This is a genomic window from Streptomyces sp. NPDC050508, assembly GCF_040655155.1.
Lineage (GTDB): Bacteria > Actinomycetota > Actinomycetes > Streptomycetales > Streptomycetaceae > Streptomyces.
The window spans coordinates 71328-92767 of sequence record NZ_JBFAJJ010000011.1 but is presented as its reverse complement, the minus strand read 5'-3'; the positions used below and the strand labels follow the sequence as shown (position 1 = coordinate 92767).

The 21440-nt window shown below is 68.0% G+C and carries 23 protein-coding genes; 16 read left to right on the top strand and 7 right to left on the bottom strand.

The window, feature by feature from the left end:
* Window positions 1–55: 55 nt before the first annotated feature.
* Complete coding sequence (locus tag AB0I69_RS29310) at window positions 56–640, top strand: TetR/AcrR family transcriptional regulator (RefSeq protein ID WP_363098713.1); 585 nt, start codon at window positions 56–58, stop codon at window positions 638–640.
* Window positions 641–950: 310 nt separating this feature from the next.
* On the opposite strand, the gene AB0I69_RS29305 is transcribed toward AB0I69_RS29310, so the two are convergent.
* On the bottom strand, window positions 951–1997 hold the full coding sequence (locus AB0I69_RS29305) for a LacI family DNA-binding transcriptional regulator (protein WP_363098712.1): 1047 nt from the start codon (window positions 1995–1997) through the stop codon (window positions 951–953).
* Window positions 1998–2223: 226 nt separating this feature from the next.
* Between AB0I69_RS29305 and AB0I69_RS29300 the strand changes: the two genes are divergently transcribed.
* The 4 genes from AB0I69_RS29300 (at window position 2224) to AB0I69_RS29285 (ending at window position 5993) form a co-directional block, all read left to right on the top strand.
* Entirely contained in the window at window positions 2224–3381 is a 1158-nt protein-coding gene (locus AB0I69_RS29300) for a Gfo/Idh/MocA family oxidoreductase (protein WP_363098711.1), read from the top strand.
* Window positions 3378–4532 carry a dihydrodipicolinate synthase family protein gene (locus tag AB0I69_RS29295; RefSeq protein WP_363098710.1) on the top strand — a complete coding sequence of 385 codons (1155 nt, stop codon included), beginning with the start codon at window positions 3378–3380 and terminating at the stop codon, window positions 4530–4532. The genes AB0I69_RS29300 and AB0I69_RS29295 overlap by 4 nt, the downstream gene beginning before the upstream one ends.
* Before the next feature lie 35 nt (window positions 4533–4567).
* Window positions 4568–5368, top strand: a complete 801-nt coding sequence (locus AB0I69_RS29290; RefSeq protein ID WP_363098921.1) for a sugar phosphate isomerase/epimerase family protein — start codon at window positions 4568–4570, stop codon at window positions 5366–5368.
* 271 nt (window positions 5369–5639) lie between these two features.
* Entirely contained in the window at window positions 5640–5993 is a 354-nt protein-coding gene (locus AB0I69_RS29285) for a hypothetical protein (RefSeq protein WP_363098709.1), read from the top strand.
* Window positions 5994–6294: 301 nt separating this feature from the next.
* On the opposite strand, the gene rbsD is transcribed toward AB0I69_RS29285, so the two are convergent.
* Genes rbsD through AB0I69_RS29260 form a run of 5 tightly spaced genes read right to left on the bottom strand, consistent with a single transcriptional unit; the run spans window position 6295 to window position 12145 of the window.
* Window positions 6295–6684, bottom strand: a complete 390-nt coding sequence (gene rbsD, locus AB0I69_RS29280) for a D-ribose pyranase (protein WP_363098708.1) — start codon at window positions 6682–6684, stop codon at window positions 6295–6297.
* The gene (locus AB0I69_RS29275) at window positions 6681–7583 is read right to left on the bottom strand and encodes a ribokinase (protein ID WP_363098707.1); all 903 of its coding nucleotides are present in this window, start codon (window positions 7581–7583) and stop codon (window positions 6681–6683) included. The genes rbsD and AB0I69_RS29275 overlap by 4 nt, the downstream gene beginning before the upstream one ends.
* 47 nt (window positions 7584–7630) lie before the next feature.
* On the bottom strand, window positions 7631–9583 hold the full coding sequence (locus tag AB0I69_RS29270) for a substrate-binding domain-containing protein (RefSeq protein WP_363098706.1): 1953 nt from the start codon (window positions 9581–9583) through the stop codon (window positions 7631–7633).
* Window positions 9573–11102 carry a sugar ABC transporter ATP-binding protein gene (locus AB0I69_RS29265; protein WP_363098705.1) on the bottom strand — a complete coding sequence of 510 codons (1530 nt, stop codon included), beginning with the start codon at window positions 11100–11102 and terminating at the stop codon, window positions 9573–9575. Before AB0I69_RS29265 ends, AB0I69_RS29270 begins: the two co-directional genes overlap by 11 nt.
* The gene (locus AB0I69_RS29260) at window positions 11099–12145 is read right to left on the bottom strand and encodes a LacI family DNA-binding transcriptional regulator (RefSeq protein ID WP_363098704.1); all 1047 of its coding nucleotides are present in this window, start codon (window positions 12143–12145) and stop codon (window positions 11099–11101) included. The genes AB0I69_RS29265 and AB0I69_RS29260 overlap by 4 nt, the downstream gene beginning before the upstream one ends.
* A gap of 278 nt (window positions 12146–12423) precedes the next feature.
* On the opposite strand from AB0I69_RS29260, the gene AB0I69_RS29255 reads away from it, so the two are divergent.
* The 5 genes from AB0I69_RS29255 to AB0I69_RS29235 all read left to right on the top strand — a co-directional run bounded on the left by AB0I69_RS29255 (window position 12424) and on the right by AB0I69_RS29235 (window position 15260).
* Window positions 12424–12615 (top strand): hypothetical protein, encoded by a 192-nt coding sequence (locus AB0I69_RS29255; RefSeq protein WP_363098703.1) that lies wholly within the window; start codon window positions 12424–12426, stop codon window positions 12613–12615.
* On the top strand, window positions 12599–13123 hold the full coding sequence (locus AB0I69_RS29250; RefSeq protein ID WP_363098702.1) for a DUF6879 family protein: 525 nt from the start codon (window positions 12599–12601) through the stop codon (window positions 13121–13123). The genes AB0I69_RS29255 and AB0I69_RS29250 overlap by 17 nt, the downstream gene beginning before the upstream one ends.
* A complete protein-coding gene (locus tag AB0I69_RS29245) occupies window positions 13120–13950 on the top strand; it encodes a helix-turn-helix transcriptional regulator (protein WP_363098701.1) in 831 nt (276 codons plus the stop codon). The genes AB0I69_RS29250 and AB0I69_RS29245 overlap by 4 nt, the downstream gene beginning before the upstream one ends.
* A 533-nt stretch (window positions 13951–14483) precedes the next feature.
* On the top strand, window positions 14484–14708 hold the full coding sequence (locus tag AB0I69_RS29240) for a DUF397 domain-containing protein (RefSeq protein WP_363098700.1): 225 nt from the start codon (window positions 14484–14486) through the stop codon (window positions 14706–14708).
* Window positions 14709–14792: 84 nt separating this feature from the next.
* Complete coding sequence (locus tag AB0I69_RS29235) at window positions 14793–15260, top strand: hypothetical protein (RefSeq protein ID WP_363098699.1); 468 nt, start codon at window positions 14793–14795, stop codon at window positions 15258–15260.
* Between the two features lie 18 nt (window positions 15261–15278).
* Here AB0I69_RS29235 and AB0I69_RS29230 read toward each other — a convergent pair whose 3' ends face one another.
* Window positions 15279–15692: an ATP-binding protein gene (locus AB0I69_RS29230; RefSeq protein ID WP_363098698.1), complete on the bottom strand. Its 414-nt coding sequence runs from the start codon at window positions 15690–15692 to the stop codon at window positions 15279–15281.
* A gap of 231 nt (window positions 15693–15923) precedes the next feature.
* Here AB0I69_RS29230 and AB0I69_RS29225 point away from each other — a divergent pair, with 231 nt between their 5' ends.
* From AB0I69_RS29225 to AB0I69_RS29200, 6 genes are all read left to right on the top strand, one after another.
* A complete protein-coding gene (locus tag AB0I69_RS29225; RefSeq protein ID WP_363098697.1) occupies window positions 15924–16754 on the top strand; it encodes a helix-turn-helix transcriptional regulator in 831 nt (276 codons plus the stop codon).
* A gap of 8 nt (window positions 16755–16762) precedes the next feature.
* Window positions 16763–16942, top strand: a complete 180-nt coding sequence (locus AB0I69_RS29220) for a DUF397 domain-containing protein (RefSeq protein WP_363098696.1) — start codon at window positions 16763–16765, stop codon at window positions 16940–16942.
* A gap of 8 nt (window positions 16943–16950) precedes the next feature.
* Window positions 16951–17139, top strand: coding sequence for a DUF397 domain-containing protein (locus tag AB0I69_RS29215; RefSeq protein WP_363098695.1), 189 nt, complete (start codon window positions 16951–16953; stop codon window positions 17137–17139).
* A gap of 8 nt (window positions 17140–17147) precedes the next feature.
* A complete protein-coding gene (locus tag AB0I69_RS29210) occupies window positions 17148–17342 on the top strand; it encodes a DUF397 domain-containing protein (protein ID WP_363098694.1) in 195 nt (64 codons plus the stop codon).
* Between the two features lie 39 nt (window positions 17343–17381).
* The gene (locus tag AB0I69_RS29205) at window positions 17382–19664 is read left to right on the top strand and encodes an ATP-dependent RecD-like DNA helicase (protein ID WP_363098693.1); all 2283 of its coding nucleotides are present in this window, start codon (window positions 17382–17384) and stop codon (window positions 19662–19664) included.
* Window positions 19665–19908: 244 nt separating this feature from the next.
* Entirely contained in the window at window positions 19909–21198 is a 1290-nt protein-coding gene (locus AB0I69_RS29200) for a citrate synthase (RefSeq protein WP_019056518.1), read from the top strand.
* Window positions 21199–21440: the final 242 nt, after the last annotated feature.

The window sequence follows — 21440 nt, the reverse complement described above, 5'->3', positions numbered from 1 at the left end:
ATGTGTACGATGCTTACATCGGCCTGCGGGCCACGCTACGAGGAGGATGTAAGCAGTGTCAACTTCGGAGAAGCCCCGCTATCACCACGGTGATCTGCGCGCGGCTCTGCTGGGCGCTGCCATGGAGCTGCTGGAGGAGGACGACGGCGGCCTGTCGCTGCGCGCGGTCGCCCGCCGGGCCGGCGTCTCGCCGACCGCGCCCTACCGGCACTTCGCCGACAAGGAAGCGCTGGAGTCCGAACTCGCGGCCCAGGGCTTCGCCGACCTCGGCCGACGCCTGGGCGCCGCCGCCCCGCAGCCGGCCGCCCCTGAGGACTTCGCCCAACTCGCCGTCAGCTACGTCCGGTTCGCCCTGGACCGGCCGGCGCTGTTCCGGCTGATGTTCGGCACCCCCTGCACCACCCCCGAGGACGCGCGGGCCGTCGCCGCGGCAGAACTCGGCGTGTTCGTACTGGCCCACGTACGGCAGGCGTTCCCGCAGGCCGACGCCGAGGCCCTGGCCACGGCCAGTTGGTCACTCGTCCACGGCCTCGCGTTCCTGCACCTGGACGGCAAGTTGCCCGCGGGGAACGCGGAGGAGGTCGAGGCCCGGGTGACGGCGGCGATCACCGCGATCCTCACGCTGCGAGCGACGGCCTGACGTCCTCGTCACTGTCCGGACTGTCCGGACCGCGCCCGCGCCGATGAACTTCCCTCCACCGGCGGTCAGTTCGGCCGGCATCCGGTCCGGGGCACGACCGGTGACATCCACCTGTCAACCGGCCCCCAGCAACCGCAGCGCGGTCGACCGCACTTCTCAACGCCGGTCAGCAACATCCAGCCCGTCCGGCGTTTGAGGACGAGGCCCCTTCAGGGCCGAAGCACCGTCCCAAAGAAGGCAGCCCCCAGCAACGCCCACCGCAACGAAGGGCACCCTGGCAGCCAACCGCCCCTACGAAACCCCCGGCCCACTACTTCCGCGGCACCCCCGAAGACCCCCGCACCATCAACTCCCCCCGAACCGTGGCGATCCCACCCGGCGGCGGCTCCTCCCGCCCCATCGCGATCCGTCCCGCCCGAGCCCCCGCCTCCGACAACGGCAACCGCACCGTCGTCAGCGAAGGCACCGCGTCCACACTGAACGGCAGATCGTCGAACCCGGCGACCGAGACATCGTCCGGAATCCGCAGCCCCGACTCCCGCAGCGCGGCACTCGCCCCCACCGCGACGGAGTCGTTCGCCGCGACCACAGCGGTCAACGACGGGTCCCGGCGCAGGAGTTCCAACGTCGCCTCGTACCCGGACCGCCGGTCGTACCGCCCGTGCACAGTCCACCGCGGGTCCTCTACGATCCCGTGCGCGGCCAGCGCCTCCCGGTGGCCCTCCAGCCGGTGCCGGGTCGTCGTCCGTTCCTCCGGGCCCGCGATGTAGCCCAGCCGCCGATGCCCGAGCCCGATGAGGTGCTCGGTCAGTTCCCGCCCGCCGCCGCGGTTGTCGAAGGTCAACGCGAACGCCCCCGTGTCCGGCGCCGGAGGCCGTCCGCACAGCACCACCCGCGTCCCGGCCTCGCCCAGCTTCCGCAGCTTCGCCGCGACCGCCGCCGCGTGCGGCGCGTTCTCCATGGCCCCGCCGGTCAGCACGACGGCCGCCGCCCGCTGCCGCTGCAGCAGGGTCAGGTAGGTCAGCTCACGCTCCGGCGAGCCGCCCGTGTTGCAGACCACCGCCAGCCGCTCCCCGCCCGCACGCCCGCCCGGCCCGCCGATCTCGGACTGGATCGCACTCGCCATGATCCCGAAGAAGGGGTCGGCGATGTCGTTGACCAGGATGCCGACCAGGTCGGAGGTCGCCGCCGCCAGTGCGCTCGCGGGACCGTTCAGCACGTAGTCGAGCTCGTCCACCGCCCGCAGTACCCGCTCGCGGGTGGTGGCCGCGACCGGGTAGTTGCCGTTCAGCACGCGCGACACCGTCGCGGGGGAGACCTGGGCGCGGGCCGCCACGTCCGCCAGGGTCACCGTCATGTCGTTCGTCCTCCGGTCGCGCATCTTGTCGTACAACGTTGTACATAGGCTGCTCAAAGGAAGCCCCCGTCCGAGCAGACCATAAGGCCACCGGCCCCTGTTGTTCGCCCCCTCGAACAACTCGACCCCATCACGGTCTTGTACAGACCAGTGTGCAAAGGCTAGCTTCTGCATATATAGAAAGCGCTTGCTGCGTTACTGACACGTAGCGGACGAAGGGAATCACGTGACACGCAAGACGGTGCGTATCGCCATGAACGGCGTGACCGGGCGCATGGGCTACCGACAGCACCTCGTCCGCTCGATCCTCGCACTGCGCGAGCAGGGTGGTCTAGACCTTGGCGACGGAACCGTGCTGTGGCCGGAACCGATCCTGGTCGGCCGCCGCGAGCACGCGCTGAAGGCGCTTGCCGAGCAGCACGGACTGGACCCCGAGAACGTCTCCACGGACGTCGACGCGGTCCTCGCCGACCCGACCGTCGAGATCTACTTCGACGCCCAGGTCACCTCGGCCCGCGAGGAGGCGCTCAAGAAGGCGATCGCGGCCGGCAAGCACATCTACACCGAGAAGCCGACGGCCACCGACTTCGACGGCGCCCTGGAGCTGGCCCGCCTCGCCGACGCCGCCGGCATCAAGCACGGCGTCGTCCAGGACAAGCTGTTCCTGCCGGGCCTGCTCAAGCTCAAGCGGCTCATCGACGGCGGCTTCTTCGGCCGGATCCTGTCCATCCGGGGCGAGTTCGGCTACTGGGTCTTCGAGGGCGACTGGCAGAGTGCCCAGCGCCCGTCGTGGAACTACCGCGCCGAGGACGGCGGCGGCATCGTCGTCGACATGTTCCCGCACTGGGAGTACGTCCTCCACGAGCTGTTCGGCCGCGTCAAGTCCGTCCAGGCCATCGCGACCACCCACATCCCGCAGCGCTGGGACGAGAACGGCAAGCCCTACGACGCCACCGCCGACGACGCCGCCTACGGCATCTTCGAACTCGAAAGCGGCGCCATCGCCCAGATCAACTCCTCGTGGGCGGTCCGCGTCAACCGCGACGAACTCGTCGAGTTCCAGGTCGACGGCACGGAGGGCTCGGCGGTCGCAGGTCTCCGCAACTGCCGTGCCCAGCACCGCAGTTCCACCCCGAAGCCGGTCTGGAACCCGGACCTCCCCGCCACCGAGGTCTTCCGCGACCAGTGGCAGGAAGTCCCCGACAACACCGACTTCGACAACGGCTTCAAGGCCCAGTGGGAACTGTTCCTCCGCCACGTCTACGCCGACGCCCCCTACCACTGGGACCTGTTGGCCGGCGCCCGCGGTGTCCAGCTCGCCGAGCTGGGCCTGAAGTCGTCCGCCGAGGGCCGCCGTTTCGACGTACCGGAGATCACCCTGTGACCATCCAACTCCCGGACTTCAAAGGCGGGTTGCGGTCCTACGAGCCGCGCCCCGAACCCCTCGCCGTCACCTCCGGCACCCCCTTCAGCTCTCGTACGGTGTTCTCGGCGGCGCACGTCGTCGCCGACCCCTTCGCCGACACGAGCCCCGACTCGCCCGCCGCCGTCGACTGGGACGCCACCCTCGCCTTCCGCCGCCACCTCTGGTCCCACGGGCTCGGTGTCGCCGAGGCGATGGACACCGCCCAGCGCGGGATGGGCCTGGACTGGGCGGGCGCGGCCGAGCTGATCCGTCGTAGCGCCGCTGAGGCCAAGGCGGTTGGCGGCCGGATCGCGTGCGGCGTCGGCACCGACCAGCTCACCGGCCCGGCGTCCCTGGCCGACGTACAGGCCGCGTACGAGGAGCAGTTGGCCCTCGTCGAGGAGTCGGGCGCGCAGGCCATCCTGATGGCGTCCCGCGCGCTCGCGGCCGTGGCGAAGGGCCCCGAGGACTACCTGGAGGTCTACGGCCACCTGCTCCGCCAGTCCTCCGAACCGGTCGTCCTGCACTGGCTGGGCCCGATGTTCGACCCGGCCCTTGAGGGCTACTGGGGCTCGTCCGGCCTGGACGCGGCCACCGACACGTTCCTCGAAGTCATCGCCGCGCACCCCGACAAGGTGGACGGAATCAAGGTGTCGCTCCTGGAGGCTCAGCGGGAGATCGACATCCGGCGCCGACTGCCGCAGGGCGTCCGCTGCTACACCGGCGACGACTTCAACTACCCCGAGCTGATCGCGGGCGACGAGCAGGGCTTCAGTCACGCGCTGCTCGGCATCTTCGACCCGCTGGGCCCGCTGGCGGCGGAGGCGGTCCGCGTCCTGGACACCGGGAACACGGCCGGATTCCGTGAACTCCTCGACCCCACCGTCGAGTTGTCCCGTCACCTCTTCCAGACCCCCACCCGCTTCTACAAGACGGGCGTGGTGTTCCTGGCCTGGCTCGCGGGCCACCAGTCGCACTTCACGATGGTCGGCGGCCTCCAGTCGTCCCGCTCCCTCCCGCACTTCGCCCGCGCCTACGAACTCGCCGACGGCCTGGGCCTGTTCCCCGACCCGAAGCTCGCGGAGGAACGGATGAAGAACCTGCTGTCCCTGTACGGAGTGAACCAGTGAGCGCCGCCGACCTCTCCCGCTTCTCCATCAACCAGATGACGGTCAAGCAGCTGTCGATGCCCGAACTGGTGGACGCCTGCCTGGAGTTGGGCGTCCCCGGCGTCGGCCTGTGGCGCGAGCCCGTCCAGTCGTACGGCCTGGAGGAGACCGCGAAGCTGGTCCGCGGTGCGGGGCTCGTGGTGACAACGTTGTGCAGGGGCGGCTTCTTCACGGCGATCGACCCGGCCGAGCGCGCCCGCGCCCTTGACGACAACCGCCGGGCCGTCGACGAGGCCGCCACCCTCGGCACGGACACCCTGGTGCTCGTGTCGGGCGGCCTGCCGGCCGGTTCCAAGGACCTGCACGGCGCGCGGGAGCGGATCGCCGACGCGCTGGGCGAGTTGGGGCCCTACGCCGAGGAGCGGGGCGTACGGCTGGCCATCGAGCCGCTGCACCCCATGTTCGCCTCCGACCGCTGCGTGGTCTCGACACTCACCCAGGCCCTCGACCTCGCCGAGCGTTTCCCCGCGCAGCAGGTCGGCGTCACCGTCGACACCTACCACCTCTGGTGGGACGACCGGGCGCCGGCGCAGATCGCCCGGGCGGGCGCGGGCGGCCGTATCCACACCTTCCAGCTCGCCGACTGGACGACCCCGCTGCCCGAGGGCGTGCTCAACGGCCGCGGGCAGATCGGGGACGGTGCGATCGACATGCGGGAGTGGCTGTCGTACGTCGAGGCCGCCGGATACACCGGGCCCATCGAGGTCGAGTTGTTCAACGACGGGCTGTGGGCGCGGGACGGGCGCGAGGTGCTGGCGGAGACGGCGGCGCGCTTCGTGGAGCACGTGATTCGGTAGCCGGAATGTGAGAGTCACCTTCACACAGCTCGTTTTTATAAATGCAGATCAGGGTCCGTGCGGTGCGCACAATTCCTGTGACTAGCCTGTCGATTTAAGTTTTCCGGAGCTTTCCGGAACCGTATCTCCCCAGGTCATGTCTGTAGGATCGTGCTCGCCGCGGGGCCGGGAGAAAGCCCGGAAGCGCGGTCTTCCGGGCTTTCTCTTGTATGAGAGAAGCCTGAGAGGTGCATAAGAGAAGTAATTCGAGAAACAAAACAAGGAGTTATCTGTGAACGTGCGTATCGCCGCCGTATCCGTCGTCTCCGCCGCGCTCGTCGCCGTCGGCGCCACCTCCGCCGTCGCCGCGCCCGCCCCGGCGAGCATCACCCTCAAGGCCAACCACACCACGGTGAAGCTCGGCGACGTGGTCACCTTCACCGGCAAGTCCACCGGTCTGAAGGAGGGCAGCAAGGTGACGCTCCAGGTGAAGAGCGGCAGGACGTGGAAGTCCCTGCCCGTGACCGCCAAGGTCAACCACAGCGCCTACAAGCTGACCGACAAGTTCCAGAAGAAGGGCGTCGAGGTCCTGCGCGTCAAGGACGGCGCCGCCGTGTCCAAGGCGGTCTCGGTCACCGTCCGCTGACACCGGCCGAACCCCTGACACACCCTTGAGCCCTGCCCCACCCCGTTCGATCCGGGGTGGGGCAGGAGGTCTGGAGTATGCCGTACCCGACCGCCCCGGAGCCGTTCTGAAGAATTTTCAAGATGCCGTACAACCCTCGCCCCACCATGCGGGTCGTACTTGGCATCAGGACTCTTGGAGGGGGATCTGGGGGGATCGCGGGGGTTCTGATGCTGGAGGGGAAAACCCGAGGAGGCCCGGTCGACGGACCGGGCCTCCTCGAATTTGAAAGTGTTACACATTCGCCCGAACTGTCACACTTCTAGAAGAACACCCCGCACCGCAGCAGCACGTTCGCGTACGGCCGCGCCTCGCCCGTCCGTACGATCAGCCGCGCATCCGCCGACAGCTCCTTGAGCCGCTCGTGGGGGACGAGGTCCAGGTCGGGGAAGCGCGCGTCGAGCAGGGCCGTGGCCGCTCGATTGGCGCCGCGCACCTCGGTCGCCGCCGTCGCGCCCTCCACCACCAGCTCGGCCAGCAGCCCGTCCAGCACCTCCGCGAACGACGGCACCCCGGCCCGGAACGCCAGGTCCACCACCCGGGGCCCCTTGGGGATCGGCATCCCGACGTCGCACACCAGCACCCCGTCGCCGTGGCCCAACTCGGCCAGCGCGCCGGAGAGATGACGGTTCAGAATCCCTGTTTTCTTCACAGCCAGGCGACCTCGTCCGCTGTAGGGAAGGACTCCTGGGCGCCCTTCCGGGTGACGGCCGCCGCCCCCACTCGGGCCGCGTACGCCGCGGCCTCCGCGAGGTCGGAACCCGTGCCCAGCTTCCAGGCCAGCGCCGCGGTGAACGCGTCGCCCGCACCCGTCGTGTCCACGGCGTCCACCTTCACGGACGGCACCCGCGTGACCCCGTCCTTGGAGGCCACCAACGCGCCCTCGGAGCCCAGCGTCACGACCACCGAACGCGGCCCCTTCGCCAGCAGGATCCGCGCCCAGTCCTCGGGCCGCTCACTCACGCACGCGTCCCCGAGGATCACCTTCGCCTCGTGCTCGTTGACGATCAGCGGGTCACAGGCCGCCAACACCTCGGACGGCAGCGGCCGGGGCGGCGACGGGTTCAGCACGAAGCGACTGCCGTCCGCCAGATTCCGTACGACCTCCACGACCGTCTCCAGCGGGATCTCCAGCTGTACGGAGACCACCCGTGCGGCCTGGAAGAGACACGCGGCGGCCTGGATGTCGACGGGGAACAGCTTCCCGTTGGCCCCGGGCGACACCACGATGCTGTTGTCGCCGGACGGATCCACCGTGATCAGCGCGACCCCGGTCGGCGCACCGCCGACCAGCACGCCCACCGTGTCGACACCGGCGGCCCGCTGGGAGTCGAGCAGCAGCCGGCCGTACGTGTCGTCGCCGACCCGGGCCAGCAGGACTGTACGGGCACCGAGCCGGGCGGCGGCGACCGCCTGGTTGGCGCCCTTGCCGCCGGGGTGGACGGCCAGGTCGGAACCGAGGACCGTCTCGCCGGCACCCGGCCGCCGCTCGACGTCGATCACGAGGTCGGCGTTGGCCGATCCGACGACCAGCAGGTCGTAGTCGTACATGAAGTGACTCCCCACAGTGGTGACTTGGCGTGGTGACCTGTCCGCTGTCAGCCGGTGAAGCCGGCCACGTTCTCCTTGGTGACCACCTTCACGGGCACCTTCACCGTCGTCTCCACCTTCTTGCCCTGAGCCGCGCGCAGCGCGTTGTCCACGGCGATTCTGCCCAACTGGCTCGGCTGCTGCGCCACGGACGCGTACAGCGTGCCCTGCTTTACGGCGGTCAGCCCGTCGGGCGTGCCGTCGAAGCCTACGACCGAGACCGACTTGCCCGCCTTGGAACCGAGCGCCTTGATCGCGCCGAGGGCCATCTCGTCGTTGGCCGCGATGACGCCCTGGACGTCGGGGTGCGCCTGGAGCAGGTTCGACATCACGTCGAGGCCCTTGGTGCGGTCGAAGTCGGCGGGCTGTTGGGCGAGGACCTGGATGCCGGGGTAGGCCTTCAGCCCCTTGGCGAAGCCCTCGGCCCGCTCACGCGCCGCCGAAGTGCCCGCCTGGCCCTGGAGGATGACGATCTTGCCGGTGCCGCCCAGCTTCTCGGCGACGGTCTTGGCGGCGAGTTCACCACCGGCGATGTTGTCGGAGGCGACGAGCGTGTCCACGGCCGCCTTGTTGACGCCCCGGTCGACGGCGATGACCGGGATCTTCGCCTTGTCGGCGGCCTTCACGGAGTTGCTCGCCGCGTCCGAGTCCACCGGGTTGACGATGATCGCGCCGTAGTTCGAACTGGTGAAGTTCTGCAGCTGGTTGGCCTGCTGGGAGGCGTCGTTCTGCGCCTCGGTGACGGTCAGGTCCAGGCCCAGCTTCTTGGCCTCGGCCTGCGCACCGGCCCGGATCTGCACGAAGAACGGGTTGTTGAGCGTGGAGAGCGACAGACCGAGCTTGGGCTTCGACGTCGTGGAGGAGTCGTTGTGCAGGAAGGAGGTGGCACCGACGATCGCGATGGTGACGACGGCCGCGAGGGCGTACGTCGTCGCCTGCTTGCCTTTGCCGCCGCCATCAACACCCGCACCGGAGACGGGAGTTGCGCCCGCCTTGCGGCGCACGGTGTCCAGCAGGACCGCCAGCGCGATCACGACACCGATGACGACCTGCTGCCAAAAGGCGGACACGGAAAGGAGGTTGAGGCCGTTGCGCAGCACCGCGAGGATCAGCGCGCCGATGAGCGTGCCGGACGCCTTGCCGGTGCCGCCCGCGAGGGAGGCGCCGCCGATGACGACCGCGGCGATGGCGTCCAGCTCGTAACCGTCGGCGGCCTGCGGCTGCGCCGAGGAGAGCCGGGAGGCGAGGACGATGCCCGCGGCGGCGGCGAACACGCCGGACAGGGCGTAGATCGCGAGCTTCTGCTTCGAGACGCGCAACCCCGAGAGCCGCGCGGCCTCTTCGTTGCCGCCGATCGCGTACATCGAGCGGCCGATGTACGTCCGCCCGAGGATGAAGGCGGCGATGAGCCCCATCGCGATCATCACGAGGACCGGCACCGGCAGCCACCCGCCGAGGGTGTCACCGAGGTGCGAGACCGAGTCCGGGAAGGCGATCGGGGAACCCTGCGAGATCACCAGCGACAGACCGCGCGCCACCGACAACATCGCCAACGTCGCGATGAACGGCGGCAGTTTGCCGTAGGCGATGAGGAAACCGTTGATGAGACCCGCCGCGATACCCGTGGCGATCGCGAGGATCACGGCGAGGAAGACCGGGACGCCGTGCTGCGTGGCGCTCCAGGCCAGCACGGTGGCCGACAGGGCCGCCACCGAACCGACCGACAGGTCGATGCCCGCCGAGACGATCACGAAGGTGACACCGAAGGCGAGGATGGCGGTCACGGCCGCCTGGACACCGACGTTGAGGAGGTTGTCGGTGGTCAGGAAGTCACCGGACAGCGCCGACATGGCGATGACCAGGACGATGAGCGCGGTCAACGCCCCGTTGTCCAGGAGCAGTCGGCGGATTCCCGAGGCGCCACTCGCGCCCGGCGTGCTCAGATGCGTGTCAGTGGCCACGGTGGCCCTCCACAGCGGTAGTCATTTGGGTCGGTGTGCTGACGGCGAGTGCCATCACGGAGTCCTGCGTGGCCTGTTCGGCGGAGAGTTCGCCCGCGATACGCCCCTGGGCCATGACCAGCACCCGGTCGCTCATACCGAGAACCTCGGGCAGATCGCTGGAGATCATGAGCACGGCGGCACCGGCGGCGGTGAGTTCATTGATGAGTTGATAGATCTCGACCTTGGCGCCGACGTCGATCCCGCGCGTCGGCTCGTCGAGGATCAGCACCTTGGTGTCGGCGAGGAGCCACTTGCCGATGACGACCTTCTGCTGGTTGCCGCCGGACAACGTCCGTACCTGCTGTCCGAGTCCGGCCATCCGTACGCCCAGTTGCTTCGCGATCCGCCTGGCGGCCTCGCGCTGCCCCTTGAGGTCGACAAGACCACCCTTGGTGGCGGCTCGCATGGTGACGAGCCCGAGGTTCTCCTCCACGGACTGGTCGAGGACGAGCCCCTGCCCCTTGCGGTCCTCGGGCACGAGCCCGATCCCGGCCGCCATGGCCGCGTTGACGTCATGCTTGGGGACGAGTCCACCGGAGACGGTGACGGCCCCCTGGTCGTACGGGTCGGCCCCGAAGACAGCCCGTACGACTTCGGTACGACCGGCCCCGACGAGCCCGGCGATGCCGACGACCTCACCGGCCCGCACCTCGAAGCTGATGTCGTGGAAGACCCCGTCCCGGCTGAGCCCCTCCACGGAGAGCAACGCGGCGCCGGTGTCCGGCCGTTCACGCGGATACTGCTGCTCGATCGACCGCCCCACCATGAGCCGCACGAGCTCGTCCTCGGGAGTCGAGGCAGGCACCTGCCCGACGGACCTGCCGTCCCGAATGACGGTGACGCGGTCACCGATGGCGGCGATCTCCTCCAGATGATGGGTGATGAACACGATCCCGACGCCGTCCGCGCGCAGTTGACGCACAATCGCGAACAGCTTCTCGACCTCTTCCGAGGTGAGCACGGCGGTAGGTTCGTCCATGATCAGCACACGCGCGTCGAGACTCAGCGCCTTGGCGATCTCGACCATCTGGAGCCGCGCGATACCGAGTTCACGCACCCGAGCGTGCGGCGAGACGTTCACACCCACCCGTTCCAGCAGAACGGCGGCGTCGGCCTCCATCCGCTTCCGGTCGATCACCCCCAGCCGACGCGGCTGCCGCCCCAGAAAAATATTCTCGGCGACCGTCAGATCGGGAACGAGGTTGAACTCCTGGTAGATGGTGGCGATCCCGAGGTGCGCGGAGTCCTGCGCACTGTGGATGCGCACCTCCTCACCACCGGCCAGGATGCGACCGCTGTCGGGACGGTAGGCACCGGAGAGCATCTTGATGAGGGTGCTCTTGCCGGCGCCGTTCTCACCGAGCAGCACATGGACCTCGCCCCGGCGCAGATCGAAGTCGACGCCGTCCAGCGCGACGACACCGGGGAAGGTCTTGCGGATGCCCTCGATGCGCAGCAACTCGTCCTGGTTGCTCACGACTGGCTCCTTCGAACAGTTTGAACAGTTTGAACAGGGGGTTGCGCGGGGCCCGGCTCACCGCACGAGCGGCGCACGACGAGCCGGGCGGGAAGGGTGACGGACTGCGGGGCCCGCCCCTCGATCTGGTCGACAAGGGCGCGCACGGCGGCCCGCCCCAACTCGCCCGTGGGCTGGGCGATGGCGGTGATCGGCGGATCGGTGTGCACGAACCAGCGGATGTCGTCGAACGCGGCCAGCGCGAGGTCCTCGGGAATACGAAGCCCACGCGCGCGTACGGCGTCCAGGGCACCCAGGGCCATCAGGTTGTCCGCGGCGAACACGACCTCGGGCGGCTCGGCCAGATCGAGAAACCCTTCAGTCACCCGCCGCCCGCTCTCGGCCTGAAAGTCGCCCTGCCCGATGTAGTCGTCGGGGAGCGGAATCCCGTACTCGCCGAGCGCGTCCCTGAAAGCAGCGACGCGCTCACTACCGGTGGTAGTGGCAGCAGGCCCCGCGATGATGGCGAGCCGGCGATGCCCGAGCCCGTGCAGATGCGCGACGAGATCCCGGATGGCGGCCCGCCCGTCGGCCCGCACGACGGGCACGTCCACGCCCGGGATCCACCGGTCCACGAACACCATCGGCGTCCCGGCGCGCGCGGCGTCCAGCATCCCGGCGGAGCCGCCGTCGGTGGGGGAGAGGAGCAGCCCGTCGATACGACGGTCCAGCAGCGTCCGCACGTGGTGGTCCTGCAGCTCCGGCCGCTCGTCGGCGTTCCCGATGATGACGCTGTACCCGAGGGCGCGGGCCTCTTCCTCGACGGAACGGGCGAGCTCGGTGAAGTAAGGGTTCAGCACGTCGCTGATGACCAGGCCGAGGGTGCGGGTCTGATCGGTGCGCAGCGACCGGGCGACGGCGTTGGGGCGATAACCCAGCGCCTCTACGGCGGCCAGCACACGCGTGCGTGCGTCGTCACTGACCGACGGATGGTCGTTCAGCACCCGCGACACCGTGGCCACGGAGACCCCGGCCTCGGCGGCGACGTCCTTGATGCTCGCCATCGCCGTTCCACCTCCTCGTGGAATCGATTACATGGAGGATTGGAATCGATTACATGCGAGTTAACAAGACCTTGAGACCGGATTGTGATGAAGGGTGTTCGGGTGGGGGTGGTGCGTACGGCGGGGTTGCGGGGCGATCCCGGGGCGGCTGGTTGGGTGCGGGTTACGCGGTTTCCCGTTCCGTCAACCGTGATCGCTTGACCCGTCCGCCCCTCGCTCGGGAGCATCAACCCGGAAGCGGGGTACTGGCAGCGCCATGGCGGAGGGGAACCCGGACCATGAAGGTCACGAAGCTGGTCAGCACGTGCGACATCAAGGACTGCCCGACGATCTATGCGACGGATCGCGGCACCTTCCTGGTGCAGGGCGAGACGCCGACCGATCACGGGCTTGAGATTCCCGCTCATGAAACCCTGGTGGAGATCCCGGTGGAACTGATCCAGAAGGCCATCCGTGACAACCTCGTCTAGGAATCTCGGGGATCTCTTCGACGCGTTCGAACGTGAGGCGTTCCGCCTCGAAACTCTCGACGACTACAGCAAGTCCGGAAGCGTCGATGCCTATCACGCTTTCCTGGCCGGGGAGGCGCAGCCGGACGACTACAACGCGGGCTGGGTCAAAGAACTCCGATCGCACACAGGGAAGGGTAAGAGGATCTATCGGGTGCACATTCTGCGCCGCCCGCTCTCGGACTATCTCAGGTTCGAACTCGGGTGGGGATATCAGAAGAACATGTCAGGGGGCGAAGAGTTCTTCATCCTCGACATCACCGACAGAGCCAACCCCCTGGAGAACGTGCCGGACTTCTGGTTCTTCGACTCCGAGTCCGTGGCCACCATGAACTACGACGGAACCGGAAAATTCCTGGGCGCGGAAGTCCTGTTGCCGGAACGAACGGCGGAATTCGCGCGGCTCCGTGACCTGGCACTCGCACAGGCGGAGCCGTTCACCGAATGGTGGGCCAAGTACCGGGCGTGAACAGAGCACAGCTTGGAGCCGCGCTGCGGGCGCTGCGAATGGCATCCGGGAAGGAAGCCAAAGCGGTGGCCCGCAGCGCCCTCATGTCCCCGTCCAAGCTGTCCAAGATCGAGAATGCGAGGCTCGCGGCCGGCGCGGAGGACGTCGAGCGCATCCTGACCGCCATCGGAGTATCCGATGAGGTCAAGGCGGAGTACACCGAGGCCGCGCGACTGTCGGCGACCGAGGCGACAGCGTGGCGTCTCCTGAAGCGCAGCGGTGTCCACAAGGGGCAGCAGGCCGCCAAGGCTCTGGAGACTCAGATGTCGACGCTGCGACTGTTCCAGCCGGCCCTGGTCCCCGGTCTGCTCCAGACACCGGAATACATCCGGGCCGTCCTGCGACGCCACAACCTCAGCGAGGACGCACTCACCCGTACGATCAACGGTCGACTTGAACGTCAAGCAGTCCTGTACGACGACAAGAAGTCACTGCGGTTCATCATCACGGAATCTGTCCTGCGGTGGCGAATCGTCCCGCCGCAGATGATGGTCGCGCAGCTCGACCGCATTGTTTCTGTTTCTCGGCTCTCTCACGTAGATGTCCGAGTCGTCCCCCTGCGGGTTCAGCAGCACGATATCGCGAATCACGCATTCGTCATTCGCGACGACCGAATGGTCACGATAGAAACGGTCCACGCCGAGGTGGTCGTCACGGACCCCAGAGATGTAGAACTCTACGTCGAAAAGTTCGAGGGATTCGAGCGAATGGCGTTGTCCGGTGACGGCATGCGAAGCTTCATCGAGAGTACCCGCGACGAATTCTTGCGGGAACAGGAAACAGGCTAGAGAAGCCTCTGCAGCGCGCCGAAGATGGCGACATGGAGAGCGAAGAAAGAACGTCCGATCCTCAGACCGAGGCCACGGCAGGAACGCACCTGACCGAACTTCCGCGTGAGCCGTCGGCTGTGCCTGGCTGCACTGACTGCCTGTCCTTGTCGACCGCCCGCGAGAACGCCCGTTCCACAGGAGACTCCAGCGCCGTGATCGACGCCAACGTGAGGATTCGCCGACACCAGGCGAAGGCGCATGCGGCATGAAATCCGGCTCGGACCTCTTCGCCGACCGCCCCTTGATGACCATGCGAGTCTCTCGTGACTCCGGACGGTCCTGGGAGCCCGAGCGGGCCGTTTTCGGCGGCGACGTCGACCTGGCCCCCCTGGCCACTTCGGAATGGCCCCCGTGCCAGTGCCGGCGTTGCGCTGCGCGCGGGATGCGCTCCGATCGCTGAGGCGTCGATCTCCCTCTCCCATGAACTCCCGCCCGATACGGGCGGCGGCGGTCAGTCATGGCCGCGATCAGCTCAACAGGAAGGTGCAGCCATGCAGAACGGAACTGACCTGTACGCACTCGACCTCAGCGGCGCATCGTTCGTGAAGGCATGCGGCGGCCCCTGCACCGAAGGGTGCGTGACCCTGGCCCGGATCGATGCGGACGCCTGGGCGTTGGGCGACAGCAAGCGGCTCGACGCGGAGCCGTTGCGGTTCACCACGGAGGAGTTGGCCGCGGCCGGTATCGACCCGGCGCGCTTCGGTCTGAACGCCTGATCCGCCCCCTCTGCCGACCGGGCCGGGTCCATAACCTGCCCTTGAGCCCGGCCCGGCCGGCACTTCTCGAAACGGGAACAACTGGTGCACCACCACGGCTATCTGTGGACCGGCCCGAAAGCGAGCTTCGACAACGAGGCGCTACGGCGGCCCCCGCATCCGGAGCCTCCCCCTGCCGGAAGCAAGCCGGAACTGAACCAGCGCTATCGCGAAGTGGCGGCGGAGTTCCCGACGGTGGATCTTCCGCCGCTTGAAACGGCGTACTGGCTCATCAAGCCCCGTTCCCTCGTCCGCGGCACGTGGGACGAGGCGAAGGAAGCAGCGTCATGGCTCGGGGAGCAACTCGCGGAGTACGCACTCCGGTTCGCGTCCGAAGCCGAGCGCGACACCACGCACCTGGCCCGGCTGGTGAACTCCGCTGCCGAACGGCTGGAGTCGGGGGCTGACATCTCGCTCGGCTTCTATCTCGAACGCCCCTCGTATCTGTCCCTGGCCCTGCTGACGTGCTCCCCGAACCGTTCGAAGCCCGAACTGCCCTGCCCTGTGCGGTAGTCCGGGCAGAACATCACCTCAAGCCGCACCAAGCTCGCACCACACGAGCTTCCCCTGCTTGCCGTTCCGGGACAGCGGCTGCCACCCCCACTGATCGGCACAGGCCCGGACCAGCGCGAGACCGCGCCCGTCCTCCGCGTCGCCGAGTTCCTCCAACGGCCGTGGCGGCTCCGGCGGTTCGGGATCGGCATCCCAGGCCCCGAGCCGCAGTACCCCCGCCGACCAGCCCACGCGCAGCGCGGCGGGCCCCTTCGCGTGCAGTACGGCGTTGGCGACCAGCTCCGTCGAGAGGAGTTCGGCGGTGTCGGCCAGCCGGATCAGACCGTGCACGGTGAGGATCAGGCGGAGAGTGCGACGACTGACGGTGACGGCACGCAGGTCGTTCGGGATGTAGAGGCAGTACTCCCAGGGCACGGGCGGGTTTTCGGGCATGCGTCAACTCCGGTTCGGTGGTGAGGGGTTGGAGATTGCCGGCGGTGGCTCTGCCGCGACCGTCATGGCAGGACGGGGCGGTGCGCTTCCGGGGTCCGGCGTTTCCACACAGTGTGCGTCGCGTCACCGACGGTAGATCTAAATATAGAGATACGGCAAGCCGTTCGCGTAGTCTGGCCCCCGAACGAGGAGCACGCGCAGGCGTGTTGAACCGAGGAGTGGTCGAGAGCTTTGAGGCGCGAACCAACGGCCCGCCAGCTGCGTCTGGCAACTGAACTACGCAGGCTCCGCGAAGCGGCAGGACTCAGCTCCCGTGAGGCGGCTGCTCTGCTCGGAGTGAGCCCGGCTCAGATCACGCACATCGAGTCCGCTCTCGCGGGAGTGAGCGAGCAGCGGCTTCGGCGCCTGGCATCCCACTACGCCTGCACGGACGCGGAGTTCGTCGACGCTCTGGTCGCGATGGCCACCGACCGGACGCGAGGCTGGTGGGAGGAGTACCGAGGCCTGCTGCCCACGTCGTTCCTGGACCTTGCCGAACTGGACCATCACGCCACGTTTCTGCAGGAGGTGGCGATCCTGTACGTGCCGGGCCTGTTGCAGACGGAGGACTACGCCCGCGCGGTCTTCTCCGCCAGGGTGCCCGAACTCGCGCACGACGAGCTTGAGTTGCGCGTCCGTCACCGGATGAGGCGTCAGCAGGCCAACATCCCGTACGAGTTGGTGATCCACGAGTCGGCCCTGCGGATCAGGGTCAGTGACCGCGCAGCCTCCCGAGCCCAACTCGCCAAGCTCCTCGAACTCTCCCTGGCGGACACCATCACCGTGCGTGTCATCCCGTTCGACCTGGACGGCTTCGCCAGAGCCGCGAGCGCCATGACGTACGCGGGCGGCCGGGTTCCCAAACTGGATACGGTGGTGCGTGACGTACCCCACGGCTCGGCTTTCATCGACTCCGAAGCACAACTCGGCGCCTTTCGAACGCGCTTCCGTAAGGTGGAAGCCGTGTCACTCGCCCCCGAACGGTCGCGTGACTTCATCAACAGGCTGGCGAAAGAGTTGTGAGGCATGCCATGGGTAACTGGCGGAAGTCGTCCTACTCGGGCCCGGACGACGGGAACAACTGCGTGGAGATCGCAAGCTCCCGCACTCACATAGCCGTCCGTGACTCAAAGGCCCCGAACCGAGCCGCTCTCTCCTTCCCCGCCGAGGCTTTCACCTCCTTCGTCGACGGGCTGGTCAAAGAGAGGTGAGGCACCCCATGGACACTCGCGCCCCCTGGCGGAAGTCGTCCTACTCCGGCGCGGGAGACGGCAACAGTTGCGTGGAGATCGCGAACACCCCCACCCACGTAGTGGTCCGCGACACGAAAACCCCCTCCAGGGCCACCCTCACCTTCCCTGCCTCCGCCTTCACCGCCTTCATCGACAGGCTGACCAAAGAGTTGTGAGGCACTCCATGGACCCCCTCGACAACTGGCAGAAGTCATCGTTCTCCGGGGGCGGCCAGGGCGACGCCTGCGTGGAGGTCGCCCACCGCCACCCGCACATAGCCATCAGGGACTCCAAGGTCCCGACCCGCGCCACCCTCACCTTCCCCACCCCCACCTTCACCACCTTTATAGAAGCCCTGAAGCAGCACCCCCACCCCTGACCCCACCCCCCTGTCACACCCGCCCGGTACCGTCGACCCATGTCCAACCAGGCGAGGAGTCCAGGGACCCCCGGGCCCCCAGGGACCCCCACAGGCGAGCGCCACCTCGCCGTCCTAGAAGGCGTCCTGGAACGCATCACCTACGCCAACGAAGAGAACGGCTACACGGTCGCCCGCGTCGACACCGGCCGAGGCGGCGGCGATCTCCTCACCGTCGTAGGCGCACTGCTCGGCGCCCAGGCCGGCGAATCGCTCCGTATGGAGGGCCGTTGGGGCTCGCACCCCCAGTACGGCAAGCAGTTCACCGTGGAGAACTACACGACCCTCCTCCCCGCCACCATCCAGGGCATCCGCCGCTACCTCGGCTCCGGCCTCGTCAAGGGCATCGGCCCCGTCTTCGCCGACCGCATCACCCAGCACTTCGGCCTGGACACCCTGCAGATCATCGAGGACGAGCCCAAGCGCCTCATCGAGGTCCCGGGGCTCGGGCCCAAGCGGACGAAGAAGATCGCCGACGCCTGGGAGGAACAGAAGGCGATCAAGGAGGTCATGCTCTTCCTCCAGACCGTCGGGGTGTCCACGTCGATCGCGGTCCGCATCTACAAGAAGTACGGCGACGCGTCGATCTCCGTCGTCAAGAACCAGCCGTACCGCCTCGCCTCCGACGTCTGGGGCATCGGCTTCCTCACCGCCGACAAGATCGCCCAGTCCGTCGGCATCCCGCACGACAGCCCGGAGCGCGTCAAGGCGGGCCTCCAGTACGCCCTTTCGCAGGCCACCGACCAAGGCAACTGCTATCTCCCCGAGGAACGGCTCATCGCCGACGCGGTGAAGCTGTTGCAAGTCGACACCGGGCTCGTCATCGAGTGCCTCGCCGAACTCGCCCTCCCGGACGAGGAGTCGGGCGACCCCGGTGTCGTACGCGAAAAAGTCCCCGGCCCCGACGGCAGCCCCGACCCCGTCACCGCCGTCTACCTCGTTCCCTTCCACCGCGCCGAACTCTCCCTCGCCGCCCAGCTCCGCCGCCTGCTGCACACGGAGGCGGACCGCATGCCCGGCTTCCACGACGTGGCCTGGGACAAGGCGCTGGCATGGCTGAAGTCCCGAACCGGCACCGATCTCGCCCCCGAGCAAGAGGCCGCCGTCAAGCTCGCCCTGACGAAGAAAGTCGCGGTCCTCACCGGCGGCCCCGGCTGCGGCAAGTCCTTCACCGTGCGCTCGATCGTCGAACTCGCCCGCGCCAAGAAGGCCAAGGTCGTCCTCGCCGCCCCCACCGGCCGCGCCGCCAAACGCCTCGCCGAACTCACCGGCGCCGAGGCGTCGACCGTCCACCGCCTCCTGGAACTCAAGCCCGGCGGCGACGCGGCCTACGACAAGGACCGCCCCCTGGACGCCGACCTGGTCGTGGTCGACGAAGCCTCCATGCTCGACCTCCTCCTCGCCAACAAGCTGGTCAAGGCCGTACCCCCAGGAGCTCACCTCCTCTTCGTCGGAGACGTGGACCAACTCCCCAGCGTCGGCGCCGGCGAGGTGCTGCGCGACCTGCTGGCCGACGGCGGCCCGATCCCCGCCGTACGCCTCACGCGCGTGTTCCGCCAGGCCCAGCAGTCCGGGGTCATCACCAACGCGCACCGGATCAACTCCGGCCAACACCCCATCACCGACGGCATGAAGGACTTCTTCCTCTTCGTCGAGGACGACACCGAGGAGGCCGGCCGGCTCACCGTGGACGTGGCGGCGCGGCGGATTCCGGCCAAGTTCGGGCTGGACCCGCGCCGGGACGTCCAGGTCCTCGCGCCCATGCACCGGGGACCGGCGGGCGCGGGCAACCTGAACGGGCTGCTGCAGCAGGCGATCACCCCGGGGCGTCCCGACGTCCCCGAGAAGCGGTTCGGCGGCCGGGTCTTCCGCGTCGGCGACAAGGTCACCCAGATCCGCAACAACTACGAGAAGGGCGAGAACGGCGTCTTCAACGGCACGGTCGGCGTCGTCACCTCACTCGACCCGGTGGACCAGCGCCTCACCGTGCTGACGGACGAGGACGAGGAGGTGCCGTACGAGTTCGACGAACTGGACGAACTGGTGCACGCCTACGCGGTGACCATCCACCGGTCCCAGGGCAGCGAGTATCCGGCCGTGGTGATCCCGGTCACCACGGGCGCGTGGATGATGCTTCAGCGGAACCTTTTGTATACGGCCGTCACCCGCGCCAAACAGCTGGTCGTGCTGGTCGGATCGCGCAAGGCGATCGGCCAGGCCGTGCGCACGGTGTCGGCGGGCAGGCGCTGTACAGCCCTGGACTTCAGACTCTCGGGCCCGTGACCGGACCCAGCCCTGGACGTAGCCCGGACTCATCACGAAAAATGATCGATCAAATGAGTCAGGAAGGTCACACAGCACTTCCTGACAGCGGGGTGGAGGGGGCAGGATGAGCAGGTTGGCGGCACTGAGTGCCGCCAATAGGCCCAATGGTCGACCCCGAGTGCACTCTCCTGCGCCAAATGGGGGATGGTAGAGACAGTCAGGGCAACCTCGAAGAAGAGGCACAACGTCGGTGAGGGATGACGTGAGCGACAACTCTGTAGTACTGCGGTACGGCGACGGCGAGTACACCTACCCGGTGATCGACAGCACCGTCGGCGACAAGGGCTTCGACATCGGGAAGCTCCGTGCCCAGACCGGTCTGGTGACGCTGGACAGCGGTTACGGAAACACAGCCGCCTATAAATCCGCCATCACCTACCTCGACGGTGAGCAGGGCATCCTCCGGTACCGCGGCTACCCGATCGAGCAGCTGGCCGAGCGCTCCACCTTCGTGGAGGTCGCCTACCTGCTCATCAACGGCGAGCTGCCGACCGTCGACGAGCTCACCGTGTTCAAGAACGACATCACGCAGCACACCCTGCTGCACGAGGACGTCAAGAACTTCTACAAGGGCTTCCCGCGCGACGCCCACCCGATGGCGATGCTGTCGTCGGTCGTCTCGGCGCTGTCCACCTTCTACCAGGACAGCCACAACCCGTTCGACGAGAAGCAGCGCAACCTCTCCACGATCCGGCTGCTCGCGAAGCTTCCGACGATCGCGGCGTACGCGTACAAGAAGTCGATCGGCCACCCGTTCGTCTACCCGCGCAACGACCTCGGCTACGTCGAGAACTTCCTGCGCATGACCTTCTCGGTCCCGGCGCAGGAGTACGACCTCGACCCGGTCGTCGTCTCCGCGCTCGACAAGCTGCTGATCCTGCACGCGGACCACGAGCAGAACTGTTCGACCTCGACGGTCCGCCTCGTCGGCTCCTCGCAGGCCAACATGTTCGCCTCGATCTCGGCCGGCATCAACGCGCTGTGGGGCCCGCTGCACGGCGGCGCCAACCAGTCCGTCCTGGAGATGCTGGAAGGCATCCAGGCCAACGGCGGCGATGTCGACTCCTTCATCCGCAAGGTGAAGAACAAGGAGGAGGGCGTCCGCCTGATGGGCTTCGGCCACCGGGTGTACAAGTCCTTCGACCCGCGCGCCAAGATCATCAAGTCCGCCGCGCACGACGTCCTCTCGGCCCTCGGCAAGTCCGACGAGCTGCTGGACATCGCGCTCAAGCTCGAAGAGCACGCGCTGTCGGACGACTACTTCGTCTCGCGCAACCTCTACCCGAACGTCGACTTCTACACCGGCCTGATCTACCGGGCCATGGGCTTCCCGGCCGAGATGTTCACGGTCCTGTTCGCCCTCGGCCGCCTCCCGGGCTGGATCGCCCAGTGGCACGAGATGATCAAGGAGCCCGGCTCCCGCATCGGCCGCCCGCGCCAGATCTACACGGGCGTCGTCGAGCGCGACTTCGTGCCGGTGGAAGGTCGCTGATCCAGGCGCAGCAGGCCTGAGCGTCAAAGAAGAAGGCGCCCTGCCGACGGTCCCCCCACGGGCCGGCGTACAGGGCGCCTTCCCATGTCCCGGTGCGGATTCCCCCCACGGGATCCGGCCGGGCGCCTGTGAGAACCAGCGCCTGAATCGCTGTCGTACCGAAGCCCGATGAATCTGGGCTTCGTTGAGCAGAACGAGCAAAACTCCTCGTACTACTGGGTGGTGCCAGTGATGTGTGCGGT

Coding starts and splice junctions, on each gene's coding strand:
- AB0I69_RS29305 (WP_363098712.1), bottom strand. CDS start 1,997: ATGACGGTGACCCTGGCGGACGTGGCGGCCCGCGCCCAGGTCTCCCCC.
- AB0I69_RS29290 (WP_363098921.1), top strand. CDS start 4,568: ATGACGGTCAAGCAGCTGTCGATGCCCGAACTGGTGGACGCCTGCCTG.
- AB0I69_RS29275 (WP_363098707.1), bottom strand. CDS start 7,583: ATGTACGACTACGACCTGCTGGTCGTCGGATCGGCCAACGCCGACCTC.
- AB0I69_RS29260 (WP_363098704.1), bottom strand. CDS start 12,145: ATGGCGAGCATCAAGGACGTCGCCGCCGAGGCCGGGGTCTCCGTGGCC.
- AB0I69_RS29255 (WP_363098703.1), top strand. CDS start 12,424: ATGAAGGTCACGAAGCTGGTCAGCACGTGCGACATCAAGGACTGCCCG.
- AB0I69_RS29240 (WP_363098700.1), top strand. CDS start 14,484: ATGCAGAACGGAACTGACCTGTACGCACTCGACCTCAGCGGCGCATCG.
- AB0I69_RS29230 (WP_363098698.1), bottom strand. CDS start 15,692: ATGCCCGAAAACCCGCCCGTGCCCTGGGAGTACTGCCTCTACATCCCG.
- AB0I69_RS29220 (WP_363098696.1), top strand. CDS start 16,763: ATGGGTAACTGGCGGAAGTCGTCCTACTCGGGCCCGGACGACGGGAAC.
- AB0I69_RS29215 (WP_363098695.1), top strand. CDS start 16,951: ATGGACACTCGCGCCCCCTGGCGGAAGTCGTCCTACTCCGGCGCGGGA.
- AB0I69_RS29210 (WP_363098694.1), top strand. CDS start 17,148: ATGGACCCCCTCGACAACTGGCAGAAGTCATCGTTCTCCGGGGGCGGC.
- AB0I69_RS29205 (WP_363098693.1), top strand. CDS start 17,382: ATGTCCAACCAGGCGAGGAGTCCAGGGACCCCCGGGCCCCCAGGGACC.